The 16,105-nt window shown below is 48.9% G+C and carries 15 protein-coding genes; 6 read left to right on the forward strand and 9 right to left on the reverse strand.

The window, feature by feature from the left end:
- Positions 1-92: 92 nt before the first annotated feature.
- The 4 genes from R3E63_05760 to R3E63_05775 are packed head-to-tail and all read left to right on the forward strand — an operon-like array spanning position 93 to position 4,049.
- Positions 93-1,274 carry a branched-chain amino acid ABC transporter substrate-binding protein gene (locus tag R3E63_05760; GenBank protein MEZ5539451.1) on the forward strand — a complete coding sequence of 394 codons (1,182 nt, stop codon included), beginning with the start codon at positions 93-95 and terminating at the stop codon, positions 1,272-1,274.
- An 18-nt stretch (positions 1,275-1,292) separates the two neighbouring features.
- A complete protein-coding gene (locus R3E63_05765) occupies positions 1,293-2,219 on the forward strand; it encodes a branched-chain amino acid ABC transporter permease (protein ID MEZ5539452.1) in 927 nt (308 codons plus the stop codon).
- Positions 2,219-3,247 (forward strand): ABC transporter ATP-binding protein, encoded by a 1,029-nt coding sequence (locus R3E63_05770; GenBank protein ID MEZ5539453.1) that lies wholly within the window; start codon positions 2,219-2,221, stop codon positions 3,245-3,247. Before R3E63_05765 ends, R3E63_05770 begins: the two co-directional genes overlap by 1 nt.
- Position 3,248: 1 nt before the next feature.
- Complete coding sequence (locus R3E63_05775) at positions 3,249-4,049, forward strand: ABC transporter ATP-binding protein (GenBank protein MEZ5539454.1); 801 nt, start codon at positions 3,249-3,251, stop codon at positions 4,047-4,049.
- Here the strand turns inward: R3E63_05775 and R3E63_05780 are convergent.
- Genes R3E63_05780 through R3E63_05800 form a run of 5 tightly spaced genes read right to left on the reverse strand, consistent with a single transcriptional unit; the run spans position 4,035 to position 8,947 of the window.
- Positions 4,035-4,682, reverse strand: a complete 648-nt coding sequence (locus R3E63_05780; protein ID MEZ5539455.1) for an HAD family phosphatase — start codon at positions 4,680-4,682, stop codon at positions 4,035-4,037. The two genes, R3E63_05775 and R3E63_05780, sit on opposite strands and share 15 nt — an antisense overlap.
- Positions 4,675-6,225, reverse strand: a complete 1,551-nt coding sequence (locus R3E63_05785) for an acyl-CoA synthetase (GenBank protein ID MEZ5539456.1) — start codon at positions 6,223-6,225, stop codon at positions 4,675-4,677. Before R3E63_05785 ends, R3E63_05780 begins: the two co-directional genes overlap by 8 nt.
- A 35-nt stretch (positions 6,226-6,260) precedes the next feature.
- Positions 6,261-6,701, reverse strand: a complete 441-nt coding sequence (locus tag R3E63_05790) for a GtrA family protein (GenBank protein MEZ5539457.1) — start codon at positions 6,699-6,701, stop codon at positions 6,261-6,263.
- Positions 6,698-7,990, reverse strand: a complete 1,293-nt coding sequence (locus R3E63_05795; GenBank protein ID MEZ5539458.1) for an NAD(P)/FAD-dependent oxidoreductase — start codon at positions 7,988-7,990, stop codon at positions 6,698-6,700. Before R3E63_05795 ends, R3E63_05790 begins: the two co-directional genes overlap by 4 nt.
- 6 nt (positions 7,991-7,996) lie before the next feature.
- Positions 7,997-8,947, reverse strand: a complete 951-nt coding sequence (locus tag R3E63_05800; protein MEZ5539459.1) for an NAD-dependent epimerase/dehydratase family protein — start codon at positions 8,945-8,947, stop codon at positions 7,997-7,999.
- Positions 8,948-9,137: 190 nt separating this feature from the next.
- On the opposite strand from R3E63_05800, the gene R3E63_05805 reads away from it, so the two are divergent.
- Positions 9,138-9,986, forward strand: coding sequence for a phytanoyl-CoA dioxygenase family protein (locus R3E63_05805; GenBank protein MEZ5539460.1), 849 nt, complete (start codon positions 9,138-9,140; stop codon positions 9,984-9,986).
- On the opposite strand, the gene msrA is transcribed toward R3E63_05805, so the two are convergent.
- From msrA to aceA, 4 genes are all read right to left on the reverse strand, one after another.
- Positions 9,953-10,591 carry a peptide-methionine (S)-S-oxide reductase MsrA gene (gene msrA, locus R3E63_05810; GenBank protein MEZ5539461.1) on the reverse strand — a complete coding sequence of 213 codons (639 nt, stop codon included), beginning with the start codon at positions 10,589-10,591 and terminating at the stop codon, positions 9,953-9,955. The genes R3E63_05805 and msrA overlap by 34 nt on opposite strands.
- 113 nt (positions 10,592-10,704) lie before the next feature.
- Positions 10,705-11,556: a CoA ester lyase gene (locus R3E63_05815; GenBank protein MEZ5539462.1), complete on the reverse strand. Its 852-nt coding sequence runs from the start codon at positions 11,554-11,556 to the stop codon at positions 10,705-10,707.
- An 83-nt stretch (positions 11,557-11,639) separates the two neighbouring features.
- Positions 11,640-12,218 carry a Fe-Mn family superoxide dismutase gene (locus R3E63_05820; GenBank protein ID MEZ5539463.1) on the reverse strand — a complete coding sequence of 193 codons (579 nt, stop codon included), beginning with the start codon at positions 12,216-12,218 and terminating at the stop codon, positions 11,640-11,642.
- Between the two features lie 138 nt (positions 12,219-12,356).
- On the reverse strand, positions 12,357-13,694 hold the full coding sequence (gene aceA, locus R3E63_05825; GenBank protein ID MEZ5539464.1) for an isocitrate lyase: 1,338 nt from the start codon (positions 13,692-13,694) through the stop codon (positions 12,357-12,359).
- 206 nt (positions 13,695-13,900) lie between these two features.
- Here aceA and R3E63_05830 point away from each other — a divergent pair, with 206 nt between their 5' ends.
- Positions 13,901-16,099, forward strand: coding sequence for a malate synthase G (locus R3E63_05830; GenBank protein ID MEZ5539465.1), 2,199 nt, complete (start codon positions 13,901-13,903; stop codon positions 16,097-16,099).
- Positions 16,100-16,105 lie beyond the last annotated feature (6 nt).

Consider the following 16,105-nt stretch of genomic DNA (forward strand, 5'->3'; position numbering starts at 1 on the left):
AAATTGCTTTCTGTGCCTGCAATCGTAAAGTTTTGACATTGCCAGCAGCCCGCAAGGATAATCCTGCATCTTGAAAATCAAGGACTTTTCTCATGCGTTTACCGATGATGGCTGCCTGCGGTCTCCTAGCTTCTGCGGCTTTACTGACTGGTTGTGGCAAATCTCCTGCAACAACTTCCACGCCTGCCGATAACAGTGCAAATAGCAACACGCTCACGGTTCGCATTGGTCACGCCGCCCCGCTGACGGGTCCGCAAGCGCATCTCGGCAAAGACAATGAAAACGCTATTCGCTTGGCGATAGACGAGCTCAACAACGAAAACCTGCAAATCGGTGGCAAAACCGCCCACTTTGAGTTGATGTCGGAAGACGACATGGCTGACCCGCGTACCGCCACACAGGTGGCGCAAAGCTTGGTTGATGCCGGTGTCAGCGGCGTTATTGGGCATCTCAATTCCGGCACTTCCATTCCCGCATCGAAGATTTACCACGATGCTGGCTTGGTGCAAATCTCCCCTTCTGCTACGGCCACCGCTTACACCGCCCAAGGCTTTTCCGGCGCATTCCGCGTCATGGCTAACGACAGCCAGCAAGGCAAGCAATTGGCACGCTACGCGGTAAATACATTAGGCATGAAGAAGCTGGCGATCATTGATGACCGCACCGCTTACGGGCAAGGCTTGGCCGATGTATTCGCTAAAACGGCAGAATCTCTGGGCGCAACCATCGTGAAGCACGAGTTCACTACCGATAAATCCACCGACTTCAACGCCATTCTCACCAACATCAAAGGTTCAGACGCACAGCTGTTGTTCTTCGGCGGCATGGACGCACAAGGCGCACCGATGGTGAAACAAATGCGCGCGCTGGGCATCACCATGCCTTTTATGGGTGGCGATGGCGTTTACACCGCCGAGTTTCTGAAATTGGCCGGCAATGATGCCGAAGGCGTGATCGGCTCTCTCCCCGGCATTCCACTGAGCAATATGAAAGGCGGCCCAGAGTTCAAACAGAAATTTGAAGCCAAGTACGGCGTGATCCAGCTGTACGCACCTTATGTTTACGATGCCATGCGCATGATGGCAAAGGCGATGCAAGAAGCTGGCAGCATTGATCCAGCAAAATACCGCCCCTTGTTAGCGAAAATGGAGTACCAAGGTCTGACCTCCAATATTCGCTTCGATGCCAAAGGCGATTTGCTCAACAGCCCCGTGTCTATCTATCAAGTACGCAATGGTCAGTGGCAATTTGCGCTGACAGCTAGCGATCAGTAAGCGCAGCTCGCCTCCACCATGGAAATCCTCGCACAACAGCTGGCGAACGGCATCATCCTGGGCAGTGTTTACGCCCTGATCGCTTTGGGCTACACCATGGTTTACGGCATTCTCGGCTTGATTAACTTCGCGCACGGCGAAGTCACCATGATGGGTGCGATGATTTCCATCACCCTGCTCAATGTATTGATGACAGTTTTTGGTTTGCCGCCGTTTCTGTGCATCACGCTGGCGCTCTTTATCACCATTCCCGCCTGCATGCTGCTCGGCATGAGCATTGAACGCATTGCCTATCGACCGCTACGCAACGCCCCACGCCTTGCGCCACTGATCACAGCGATTGGCGTTTCTATCATTCTGCAAAATGTGGCGATGATGATTTGGGGGCGCGGCTATCAACGCTTCCCTGACATCCTGCCGACACAATCTTTCACCTTTGCTTACGCCAGCTTAACGCCCACCAAAGTTGCCATTGTGCTGGTATCAGCCATTGCTTTGATCGGTTTGTGGCTGCTGGTCAACCGCACGCAGCTCGGTCGCGCCATGCGCGCCACCGCTCAAGATGGCCAAGTGGCGCAGCTGATGGGCATCAATGTCAATCGCATCATCGCCGCCACTTTTGCTATCGGTTCTGCACTGGGCTCTTTGGCCGGATTTCTAGTCGCCGCCAATTACGGGCAAGCTGACCCTTACATGGGCTTTATATTGGGCTTGAAAGCCTTTTCAGCGGCAGTGCTGGGCGGCATCGGCAATCTCACTGGCGCTGTGGTGGGTGGACTGCTATTGGGATTGATTGAGAGCTTGGGCGCTGGCTACATCGGCGATCTCACCGGCGGTGTGCTGGGCAGCAATTACCAAGATGTTTTCGCGTTTCTCGTGCTGGTTGCCGTGTTGGTATTGAAGCCATCCGGGTTGCTCGGCAAAGCCACGGTCGAGCGAGCCTGATGACAACTGCTATTCCACGCCGCATTTGGATGGGCTATGCCTTGGTGGTACTGGCCGCGCTGCTACTGCCGCTGCTGACCGGCATGACGCTCGGCAGTGGTTGGGTGCGCACGCTGGATTTTGTGCTGCTCTACGCCATGCTCGCGCTGGGCTTGAATATTGTGGTCGGTTACGCGGGGCTGCTGGATCTCGGCTATATCGCGTTTTACGCCATCGGTGCGTATTTGTACGCCCTGCTCGCTTCGCCGCATTTGGGTTTGCACTGGTCGCCTTTTGTAATTTTGCCTTTGGGTGCGGTGGTCGCTGGATTTTTTGGTGTGTTACTAGGCGCACCGACTTTGCGTTTGCGCGGCGATTATTTAGCGATAGTTACTTTAGGATTTGGCGAAATTGTGCGTTTGTTTATGAACAATCTCGATCGCCCCTTCAATTTGACCAACGGCCCGCAAGGCATCAATTTGATTGATCCGCTTTTTCCTGCCACATCTTTTTCTTTTCTCGGCTTGCGCATCACTTCCGTTTATTTTTACTACTACTTATTTTTGTTGCTCGCCTGCGTGGTGATTTTTATTTCGATTCGTTTACAAAACTCACGCATTGGACGCGCGTGGATGGCGGTGCGCGAAGATGAAATGGCAGCCAAAGCCTGCGGCATCAACACACGCAATATCAAACTGCTCGCCTTTGCCATGGGCGCATCTTTTGGCGGTGTCGCGGGCGGTTTGTTTGCCGGCTTTCAAGGTTTTGTCAGCCCAGAAAGTTTTATTTTGCTCGAATCCATCATGGTGTTATGCATGGTGGTTTTAGGCGGCATGGGCAATATTGCGGGCGTGATTCTCGGCGCGGTGTTATTGACAATCACGCCAGAAATCTTTCGCGATCTCGCCATCCCCGCACAAAGAGCCTTGATGGGGCGCGTGATTATTGACCCCGAAAACCTGCGTATGTTGTTGTTCGGCGTAACGCTCGTCGCCACCATGTTGTACAAACCGCAAGGTCTGTGGCCTGCGCGTTTTGGTAGCCGCTGATATGCAAACCGCCCCGCTGCTGCAAGCACAAAATATCGGTAAAAGTTTCGGTGGCTTGCGCGCATTGGATGGCGTTTCTTTTAGCGTACCTGCAAAAACCATCTACGGCATTATCGGCCCCAATGGCGCAGGCAAGACTTCGCTGTTCAATATTTTGACTGGCTTGTATCAAGCGGATACAGGAAAACTATTGCTGCGCGATCAGGATATTTTGAATGCACCGCCGCATCAAATCGTGCAACACGGTATCGCCAGAACTTTTCAAAACATTCGCCTGTTTAGCAATATGACGGCATTAGAGAATGTGATGATTGGTCGCCATCCACGCACTAAAACTGGCGCGTTGGGCGCAGTGCTGCGACATTCGCGAGAGCGCAAAGAAGAAGCCGCGATACAACAACGCGCTATCGAATTGTTGAATTATGTAGGTCTTCCTGCTTATGTTCACGACAAACGCGCCGCTGATTTGCCTTACGGCTTTCAGCGTAAATTAGAAATTGCACGCGCACTTGCCACCGAACCTCTCTTGCTCGCGCTTGATGAACCCGCAGCAGGCATGAACCCAACAGAAACAGAAGAATTGCGCGAATTATTGCTGCGTATTCGCCAGGACGGCATCACCGTATTATTGATTGAGCACGATGTAAAACTGGTGATGGGGCTGTGTGATTACATCACCGTATTGGATTACGGCAAAAAAATTGCGGAAGGAAAACCAGAGCAAGTGCAGAAAAATCCAGCAGTGATTGAAGCCTACCTCGGCGCTGACTATCTGCCAGATATCACCTCACAAGCGCAATAAGGTTTTTAAAGTAGCAATCGCCGTCTGCGTATCTTGGGTCACTTGAATGCCCTGCATGCCAAGATTTTTTGCACTCAAAACATTCTGCTCAACATCATCCAAAAACACTGCGCGCTCTGGTGGCACATCACCCATTGCTTGCAGCGCGTGTTGGTAAATCGCAGGGTTGGGTTTGCGCATACCCAATTCACTGGAATCAAACACACAATCAATCAATTCGTCGACTGGCATCAACGCACGCCAACCATCACGAAACTCGCGCACATTGTTAGTGATAATACCTGTGGCAAAACCAGCTGCTTTGACTTCACACAATACATCAATCATTGCCTCTTGCATTAACTGACCGCTCGCCATGCGTATCAACAAATCCAACGGATCAACTGTGAGATCATTTTGTTTACCCAATGCAATGATTTGCTCGCGCGCCTCATCAAAACTGAGCTCGCCGCGCTCTAACTGATGCCAAGGATGATCTGTATCTAAGTGATAGGCGCCAAACATCAATTCCGAAAATTGCTCAACATCGACAGCCATTTCTTTTGCCATCGCTTCAACAGCAAAAAAAGGTGATGCCGTAAAGACACCACCAAAATCAAACAGCACCAGATCAATATTGGATTGATTAACCAATGGACTGCCCTGCTTGCCAATAGCGATCTTTAATCAAACGCTTTTTAATTTTCCCTGTTTCTTCACGCGGCAATTCTCTTTCAAAATCAATACTGCGTGGGCATTTGATAGCACTGATTTTTGAACGACAGAATTCGATCAATTCCTTTTCTAAGGCTGGGCCAACCTCTTGCCAGTTCATTGGTTGCACCACCGCTTTCACTTCCTCACCCATTTCTGGGTGCGGCACACCAAAGACCGCCACATCAAACACTTTGTCATGCGTGATTAAGCAATCTTCTGTCTCCTGCGGATAAATATTCACGCCGCCAGAAATAATCATGTAAGACTTTCTGTCGGTGAGAAATAAATAGCCGTCAGCATTGAGATAACCGACATCGCCAATCGTGGTCCAGCCGTCGCGAATGGTGATGGATTTTTTCTTATCCGCATCACCGTGGTAATCAAAATTGGTGCCTTGCGAGCAATAAATTGTGCCAATTTGTCCGGCTGGCAATTCTTCACCCGTTTCGTCATCCACGATATGCACTTTGGCATCCACACATTTACCAACCGTGCCCGGATGCGCCAACCACTCTTGCGGGCTGACCATGAAAATCCCGTTGCGCTCAGAGCCAGAATAAAACTCCCACAACACCGGTCCCCACCACGCCATAATTTTTTGCTTCACTTCTGCGGGGCATGGTGCTGCACCGTGAATAGCAAATTTCATGCTGGATACATCGTATTTTTGCCGCACCGCTTCCGGTAATTTTAGTAAGCGCACAAACATGGTTGGCACCCATTGGCTGTACGCGATCTTGTATTTTTCAATCAACTGCAACGCTTTTTCTTCATCAAATTTTTCCATGATGACAACTGTCGAACCCAAACGATGACAGCCCGTTGCAAAGCCAAGCGGCGCAGAGTGATACAACGGTGAAGTCGACAGCGAAACTGTTTCATGATTAACACCCATGAACTGCGCCAAACCCACCGAGCGCACAATATCCGGCGCTTCGCCCAAACCGCCTTCACTTAATGGAAACTTAATACCTTTCGGGCGACCTGTTGTACCAGAGGAATACAACATTTCACGACCTTCTGATTCATCGGCAATCGGCGTAGTCGGCATGGCCGCTGTTGCCTGTTCCCAACTTTGAAAGGGGGCTTGCACGCCATCCATCATGTAACAGACTTTGACTTCGGGAATTTTTTCTAAAATCGGTTTGATTTTGTCAGAAAATTTTTCTGCCACAACCAACACTTTGGCGTGACAGTTATTGATGATGTATTCGATTTCATCCGGTTGCAGGTAATAACTGATCGGCGTGAAATAAAGCCCAGCGCGCGTTGCCCCCCACACCAAATCAAAAAAACGCACATGGTTATCCAACAAAAACGCCATGTGATCGCCGCGCTGTAAACCATGACTGCGCATCAGATGTGCAATTTGATTGGAACGCACTTCTAGTTGCCCAAACGAAATCGTTTCACCTGTGCTTGCCATGATAACAGCAGGATGATCAGGGCGCGTTTTAGCGTGAAAATGTGGATGCAACATGACTATCGTTCCTATCTAGCTTGTTAAAGAAAAAATCAATCAGGAATTGTGTGCTGGCTGAATGTTAGATATTTATGCCCAAGGAAACTGCTAAACATAGGCACGCCCATACCAATCACATGCGCCAGCTCTTTGGGATACCACAGCAAATTAATTGCGGGGAAAAAGTGATCTGCCAGCACAATACTAATAATTAAAGTCTGTGCCATTGCAGCCAAAGTGACAAAAACATAGAGAAATGTTTCCTGCCACAAGGGGCGAATACCATCGCCAAAAACTTTGCGCTGATAAAGGAAAAAAGCAAAAATTGTTCCGACAACATAAGCAATGACGATTGCGTAGGAATAGCCAACATAGGGATCCAACACTAATCGCACTAAAAAATTAACTGCCGCAGCAGCAAGCGCAGAAAAGAAAAATTTAATGAATTGCAGCGTAAGAAAGTCTTCTACAATTTTTCTTACGATAAGATTCATACAACCATGTCCGCCAAGCGATTACCCATTTTTATGCTGTCAGTAATCGCTCTATCTTGCGGGTAGTAATAGCTCGTATCCGCCATAAAGAAGCCTTCGATTGCGCTTTTCATCGGTGGCAAAGATTCTAGGAAGTTAGTCGTGCAAACTGGCTGCGCGTAGAAATAGCGCGATACATGCATGGCTTTAATCCAACTTTCATCAAAGTTGGGATTGATATCTTGCAAACACTTGATCGTTTCCAAACGAAATTGCTCGTTATCCCAACTGTATTTGGCGTTGTCTTGCGGCATGTAGTATGGAATGTAGACAACCGTATCTGGTAAAGGATTCAGGTTGGTGTATTCGATAACACCTGGGATGCCGTAACGCGTATCAGTAATGTTTAACCAAAAATAAGGTGTCAGTGATTGCGTTAATTTCAGCTTGACAGTCACCACGCCCACATTGCGAATTGCTGCCAACTTGTCTAAATCCGCCTGTGGCAAATCGGGAATGATGCGCGCCACATAAGGCAGTGGAATCGTTGAAATCACCGCATCAAATGAACGAATTTCATCGCCAATTTTTAAGCCGTCAATTTTTCCATCTCTCACTTGCACTCGCTCAATCGGCGTAGCCAAGTGGATATCACCGCCCTTTTCACGAATGGCCCTTTCTATAGCATGCAGAAAAGTATCTGAGCCACCCTCTAGATAGCCCAGTTTTTCTTTAAATAGACTTTGTCTACTGTGCGCGACGCGCTGCACGCGAGCAGCTATCCACGCAGCTGACACTTCATCTTTAAATTGATAAAACTTCAGCGACAGCAGCGGCTCCCACAGAATGGAATACGCCCTCTCTCCCAACATATTTTTCAACCACGCCGTCGCCGTTTTTTTATCCAGCTCAGAAAAATCTTTCAGATGTTTGCAATACATCACTTTGAATGCATAGCAAATTTTTTCCAGCAGAGACAGTCCTGGAAATTTCAGCAGCGCAAAAGGCTCCCCCCAGTTGTACAATTTTTTTTGGTGGAATACACCCATGCGGGTATTCACCCAACGCAACTGATCAGCAATCCCTAATTCATTTAGCAATTCAAAATAATCATGATCCGTGGTACACAAAAAATGAAAAAATCGTTCGATAGGCAGGCCCTCAAAATCAAATGAAGCCGACATGCCGCCTAAACGATCGCCCGCTTCAAAAAGACTGACTTGATGCCCCTGCTTCAGCAAACGCCATGCAGCTGCCAAACCCATGGGACCACCACCTAAAACAGCAATTTTTTTTGTTGTCACTGTCATTGCCAACTAACGCTTAACCACAATGAATGAATAAATAGGATGCAAAAAAGTTTCTCGTATCGCCTGTAAAAACGGCGTTGGTTTCACGCCAAATTCTTGTTCAATATCGACACCAACAAAATAATCACCCGCCGACAATGCATGCAATTGTGCGCTGGTAAACGGTGGCTGGCGCATGAGCTTTGCAGCCACTTTCAACAACACATCAAAAAAAGCAAACGGGATATGCAAAATCAGTGTATGCAAATCTTTAACATCACGAATCGTGTTAATAATGGATACATAGTCGATATCTTCGCGACCGACTATATCATAAGCATCGCCTGCCCTCTGCGTTTCCAAGCAGGCCAAGATCACGCGACAAAAATCGCGGTTGTATAGTGGTTGGCGTAAAAACTTGCCGTCGCCCGGAATAGGAAATATCGGTGTGCGCGCCATAAAGCGTGACAACCAACCAAAATGTTTCGGATCAAACCAACCAAACATTAGCGTGGGACGCAAAATACAGTGTGCAATACCTGAATTTTTCACGAGAACTTCTTGCTCTCGCTTGGTGCGCGTATAAGCATCATCCGCTACGGAATGCAAAACAGAAGAACTGACATGCAGCAAATACGGCACATTGTGTTGCTGACAAGCGGTGAGCACATGGCGCGTGGCTTCGATGTTATTGCGCTCAAATGCAGCATCTTGCACAGCCGTAATTTGTGCGTGCAGCTGTATCACCATATCCGCACCAGCAAAAGTTTGCTGCCACTCTCCCGCTTCCGCTAAATCCGCACACAAGGTTTGCACACTGGGATTCAAACGGGCTGCAATAGCAAGATTCTCCGCGTGGCGATCAATCGCCAGTACATTGCGATACCCTTTCTCACACAGCAACAACAACAGGTTTTGACCGACCAAACCGGCGGCACCCGTTACGACGATACGGCGTTGTAGCAACTCTGCTGACATGTGAGTGAATCAAAAAAAGGCGAACCATCATGCCGAAAGCGCCTATCAAATTCAATGAAACAAATTCCAGTAAATTCATAGGGTTGCTACTAAAACGGTTGGTGCTTCCTTGAATGGCGTGGTAGCTTGACCGGCATCAATCCTAAGCTGTCTGCCGCTGTGCAGAATTCACGAAAAGATATGTCGCCGAGTGCACTATGACCGCCACACCATTAATCCTCACCCATCAGCAAAAAAACTTTTTGATACTTTTGGCTATTTGGTCATCCCCGGCTTGCTGAAGGATTGCATCGAAGAAGTATCAAACACCTTCAATCAGCTGTTTGAGCAAAATGCGTCTGAAGTGGTGGACTGGCGGCACGAAGCGCACTACATGAAATCACGTCGCTTCTTGCTGCAATTTATTGAAAGAGATCCCAAGCTTTCTGCTCTACTCGATCATCCCGTTATCAGCGGCATATTTAATTCCCTACTGGGCGAAGATTATTTGTACCGCGCCAGTGACGGCAATATTTTTACTGGCGATACCTACTGGCACTCCGATTTATACGGCGCGTTCTTCAAGTATCGCCATGTCAAAATTCTGTTGTATTTAGAGCCACTGGATGCCAATAACGGCGGCTTTCGCGCCATCCCTGGCAGCCATTTGTTTGGCGACAAATTTGCCAATCTCTGCGAACGCTACGTGTGGAAGCACGAGAAGCATTTAGGGTTGGAAAAGGATGATGTACCGGCGATTACGATTCCTACGCAACCCGGCGATGCGCTGGTTTTTGATTACCGTCTCAAGCACGCGACAAATCACACGCAATCCAACCGCAGAATGATGAGCATTTGCGCCTCACAGCGATTTTCGGATGAAGATTTACCGGAGCTCGCCAGACTCACACAAATGTTCCTCGATATGGCTGGTGGCGGAACCGCCTACCATCCGCGCTTCATCGAGCATGCAACGCCTACACAGCGTACGCACATGACGCAATGCTTGGAAGCCTATCAATATATTCAAGACGGAAAGCTGGGCAAGCCTGTCGCCTGACAGTGAATCGGCGGGCAGTAGCCGTCAGGATTCTTGGCGAGATATTGCTGATGGTAGGGCTCGGCAAAATAGAACGCAGGAGCCGGCAAAATCTCCGTTGTGATTTCTCCTTTGCCTGCTTGCTTGAGCGCCTGCTGGTACAGCGCCGCACTGCTTTGAGCCGCTTGCTGCTGCGCTGCGTCAAAGCAATAAATCCCTGAGCGATACTGCGTGCCGATGTCATTGCCTTGGCGCATGCCTAAGGTCGGGTTGTGTCCCTGCCAAAACACTTTTAGCAGCGCCCCGTAAGTGACGACGGCAGGATCAAACACCACCAACACCACTTCGTTGTGGCCCGTCAGCCCGCTGCACACCTCTTCATACAGCGGATTGGGCGTAAAGCCACCCGCATAGCCAACCGCCGTTGTATATACCCCTTCGCGCTGCCAAAACTTGCGTTCAGCACCCCAAAAACAGCCCATGCCAAACATGGATTGCTGAAAACCTGCAGGAAACGGCGGCTGCATGGGTGTCTGCAAAACAGCGTGCAAAGTAGGCACTGGCATACTTTCGCCGCGCCCGCGCAGTGCATCTTGCTCTAAAACCATTATTTGTTTATTTATCATGTAGTTACACTATATATTTAATCTAAACAATTAAAATATAAACTTGAAGATTAATTATAAAATATTTAACAAATACAATAAGTTGAGAAATATATTTAATGTTAGATATAGCTTTAGGTTTTCTGTGCGATAGCCTGCGATAACAGCAAGATTCGCTCCGCTTCTGCCGCGTGTAAGTTCTCAACCAACTTGCCATCCAACACCGCCAAACCTGAGCCATCGCGCTCCGCTGCACGCCATACTTCAAGTACTTTCTCAGCATTGCACACCTCGTCGGCAGAGGGTGCAAACACACGATTAGCCTCATTGATTTGACTCGGATGGATCAGTGATTTGCCATCAAACCCCAGCCATTTACCCTGCTCACAGAGCGCAGCAAAGCCCGCTTCGTCACGAAAATCGAGATACACGCCGTCGATAATATCCAGGCCCGCCGCTCGCGCCGCGCACACGCAGCGACCCAAGGCGTACTGCAAACCCGCTCTATCCGCACGATGCAGCACGCGCAGCTCTTTCGCCAAATCCGAAGTGCCCATCACCAAAACTTCCAGCGAAGGATGGGCGCAAGCGATGGCATCGACATGCATCACGCCGCGCGGCGTTTCTATCATCGCCCACAGCTTAGCGCTCTGCGGCAAGCGTTCAGCCACAGCAATGACCGTTTCTGCCGATTCCACTTTCGGCAGCACCACAATCTGCACACCACTGCTGCCGATTTGGCTCACATCCTCCTCAAACCAAGGCGTACCCTCGGCATTGATACGCACCGCCACTTCGCGCGAGCCAAAGCCACCTGCTTGCACGGCGGTAATTGCCTGCGCCCTAGCCTCCATTTTCGCTTCAGGCGAAACGGCATCCTCCAAATCAATCACGATGCAATCCGCTGGCAACTGCTTGGCTTTTTCCAAGGCTCTGGTGTTATTGGCTGGCATATACAAAACAGAACGGCGCGGTTTTACAGACACAAAGCACTCTCAGCCATTTGATAAGAAATATAGAAAAAAAACGCCCCTAAAAAGGAGCGTTTTATGACGGATACAACGAAGTATCACGCGAAGTTTTTGGCAACAAAATCCCAGTTGACCAAGTTCCAGAAAGACTCCACATACTTAGCGCGCGCGTTGCGATAGTCGATGTAGTAAGCGTGTTCCCAGACATCGCAAGTCAGCAGTGGTTTTTTACCTTCAGTCAGTGGGTTGCCCGCTGCACCCATGTTGACGATTTCCACAGAGCCATCCGCATTTTTCACCAACCAAGTCCAAGCAGAACCGAAGTTGCCCACAGCCATCGTGCTGAATTTTTCTTTGAATGCCGCAAAAGAACCGTAGGCTTTGTTGATGGCGTCCGCCAGTGCGCCTGTTGGCTCACCGCCGCCGTTGGGTTTCATGCAGTTCCAATAAAAAGTGTGGTTCCAAATTTGTGCTGCGTTGTTATACACGCCGCCAGAAGAAGCTTTGATGATGTCTTCCAAGCTCTTACCTTCAAATTCCGTGCCCGGCACCAAGTTATTCAAGTTGGTGACATAAGCCTGATGGTGTTTGCTGTAGTGGAAATCTAGCGTTTCGGCTGAGATATGAGGAGCCAGAGCATCTTTTGCGTAAGGTAATGCGGGAAGTTCAAAGGCCATGAGACTTTCTCCTTAATACAACTACAAATGGGGCTGCCAGTATTGGCTTTTTGACGGTGATTGCAAGTACAAACCTATTTTTGTGGCATAAAAAAACCCGCATAAACAGCGGGCTTTTTTACTTTCATCGACTAAAGATCAATGAAATTGCTCTTCTTCTGTCGAGCCAGTCAGCGCAGTCACTGATGATGCACCACCTTGGATAACGGTCGTCATGTCATCGAAATAACCAGTGCCGACTTCTTGCTGGTGAGCAACAAAGGTATAACCTTTTTCGCGTGCAGCAAACTCGGGCTCTTGCACCATTTCAACATAGGCAGTCATGTCTTCGCGCGCATAAGCGTATGCGAGCTGGAACATGCTGTGCCACATATTGTGAATACCAGCCAAAGTGATGAACTGATACTTGTAACCCATCGCCGACAATTCGCGCTGGAATTTAGCGATAGTTGCGTCATCAATGTTTTTCTTCCAGTTGAATGATGGTGAGCAGTTGTACGCCAACATTTGATCGGGATATTGTTTTCTGATCGCTTCGGCGAATACTTTTGCTTCTTCCAAATCAGGTTTAGCGGTTTCACACCACAACAAATCAGCATACGGTGCGTAAGCCAAACCACGGCTGATCGCCTGCTCAATGCCAGCGCGTGTGCGATAGAAACCTTCCGCTGTGCGCTCGCCAACCACAAACGGTTTGTCGTTTGGATCAAAATCAGAAGTCAACAAATCTGCTGCGTTGGCATCAGTGCGCGCCAGTACAATAGTTGGCACATCAGCCACATCCGCCGCCAAACGCGCAGCCACCAATTTTTGTACCGCTTCTTGTGTAGGCACCAACACTTTGCCGCCCATGTGACCGCACTTCTTCACAGAAGCCAACTGATCTTCAAAGTGAACGCCCGCTGCGCCCGCTTCAATCATTGAGCGCATCAATTCATAAGCATTCAATACACCGCCGAAGCCTGCTTCTGCGTCAGCAACGATAGGCAGGAAGTAATCCACATAACCCGCGTCGCTTGGCTTCAAACCGGCTTTCCATTGAATTTGGTCAGCGCGCTTGAAACTGTTGTTGATGCGTTTTACCACCGCTGGCACAGAATCAACGGGATACAAAGATTGGTCTGGATACATAGTGGATGCAGAGTTGTTGTCTGCCGCAACCTGCCAGCCAGAGAGGTAAATCGCTTGCACGCCAGCTTTAGCTTGTTGCACCGCTTGACCGCCAGTCAACGCGCCCATGCAGTTCACGAAATCTTTTTCAGGACGGAAAGCAGGCTTGGCACCTTTAGTCACCATTTCCCACAATTTTTCTGCACCGCGTTTTGCAATGGTGTTTTCTACTTTGATCGAGCCGCGCAGACGCACAACATCTTCAGCAGAATACGGACGAGTAACGCCTTTCCAACGAGGGTTTTCAGCCCAATCTTTTTTCAGGCGGGCAATCTCAGCATCGCGGTCATAATTACCGATGGACATGGTGGTCTCCAGTAAGGGTCTAGGGTGGTGAAAGGAGGCGGCATTCTAGGGATTCAGCGCTGATTTTTCTACCCAAAAGCGTAGATTTGCTGCATTTTTGCTGTATTGCTTTGAAGTATTTTTACAACACGCTCTGCTATCATGCGCGCGATACAGAAATCACCTGTTTTTTCTGCTTTTCCTCCTTGAAATAAGAGTCATCCACTATGAGCAATCACACTACTCCCCGTATTTCTCAAGGTAATTTGCAAATTGCTGAACCACTTTATCGCTTGGTGGCGGATGAAGTGCTGCCTGATCTCGACATCAGCACAGAAGATTTTTGGAGTGCGTTTGAATCGATCGTGATGGATCTCGGACCGAAGAACAACATCCTGCTCGACAAACGCAACACGCTGCAAAAACAAATCGACACTTGGCATCAATCGCATTGCGACAAACCTCACGACCACGATAAATACAAAGCCTTCTTAGAAAAAATTGGTTACTTGATGCCAGAAGGTGCTGATTTCAGTATTAGCACGGGGCATGTCGATGAAGAAATTGCCACACTCGCTGGACCACAATTGGTTGTGCCGGTAAAAAATGCGCGCTATGCGTTGAACGCTGCGAATGCGCGTTGGGGCTCTTTGTACGATGCACTGTACGGCACCGATGTAATTGACGAAGCTGACGGCTGCGAACGCGGCAACAGTTACAACCCTGTGCGTGGTGCAAAAGTTATTGCTTATGTGCGTCATTTTTTAGATGAGGTCGCCCCACTCGCCAACGGCTCGCACGCTGATGCGGTGAAATACGCCATCATCAACGCGCAGTTAGAAGTCACGCTAAAGAATGGCGACAAAACTGCACTAAAAAAACCAGAACAATTTGCCGGTTACTGGTTCCGCAATACTGACGGCAATCCATCCAACCCATCGCATGTTTTGTTGCGCAACAACGGTCTTTACATCGACATTCAAATTGATGCGGAGCATGTTGTCGGTCGCGATGATCCTGCGCATATCAAAGATGTTGCCTTGGAATCTGCCATCACCACCATTCAAGATTGTGAAGATTCTGTCGCCGCTGTTGACGGTGAAGACAAAACAGAAATTTATCGCAACTGGTTGGGCTTAATGAAAGGCACGCTGGTGGATACTTTCCTGAAAAATGGCAAAGAAGTGACGCGAACCCTCGCACCGGATTTGCATGCACTCAACCCAAAAGGCGAGCCGATTACTCTGCACGGTCGCGCCTTGATGCTGGTGCGCAATGTTGGGCATTTGATGACCAACGAAGCCGTTTTATTAAAAGACGAAGAAGTACCGGAAGGTATTTTGGACGCCATGATTACCGTTGCCATCGCGATGCACGACTTGAAAGATAAAGGCACACGCAAAAACTCGCGCACCAATTCAGTATACATTGTTAAACCCAAAATGCACGGCCCCGAAGAAGTGGCGTTTGCTTGCGAAATTTTTGGTCGCGTTGAACATGCACTCGGCTTAGCACGCAATACGGTCAAAATCGGCATCATGGACGAAGAGCGCCGCACCACCGTCAACTTAAAAGAATGCATTCGCGCTGCAAAAGAACGCGTCATTTTTATCAACACCGGATTTTTAGATCGCACGGGCGATGAAATTCATACCTCAATGGAAGCTGGTGTGATGGTGCGTAAAAACGAAATGAAACAAAAACCGTGGATCAGCGCTTACGAAAATTGGAATGTTGATATCGGCTTGGCGTGTGGACTTTCTGGTAAAGCGCAAATCGGTAAAGGTATGTGGGCGATGCCAGATTTGATGAAAGAAATGGTTGCTACCAAAATTGCACACCCTATGGCGGGTGCGAATACGGCATGGGTTCCCTCGCCGACTGCTGCCACATTGCACGCAATGCACTATCACAAAGTGAATGTGTTTGAACGCCAAAAAGAATTACAGAATCGTACGCGCGCCAGCCTTGATGACATTCTCACGCTGCCGCTATTAGGCGACACCAAATTGAGCGATGAAGAAATTCAGCAAGAATTGGACAACAACTGCCAAAGCATACTCGGCTATGTGGTGCGCTGGATCGATCAAGGTGTCGGCTGCTCCAAAGTGCCAGACATCAATGACATTGGCTTGATGGAAGATCGCGCCACGCTGCGTATTTCTAGTCAACACATTGCCAACTGGTTGCGCCACGATTTTTGCAAACGCGTACAAGTGTTAGAAACTTTCAAACGCATGGCTGTGGTAGTTGATCGACAAAATGCGGGTGATCCGAACTATCGCAATATGTCACCCAACTTCGATGAGTCTGTTGCGTTTCAAGCGGCGTGTGAATTGGTGTTTGGTGGTGTGCATCAGCCGAATGGTTACACCGAGCCAGTATTGCACCGGCGCCGTCGTGAATTGAAAGCTGCAGCGCAATAAAACGCG

This window comes from Pseudomonadales bacterium (genome assembly GCA_041395665.1).
Classification (GTDB): Bacteria; Pseudomonadota; Gammaproteobacteria; order Pseudomonadales; family UBA7239; genus UBA7239.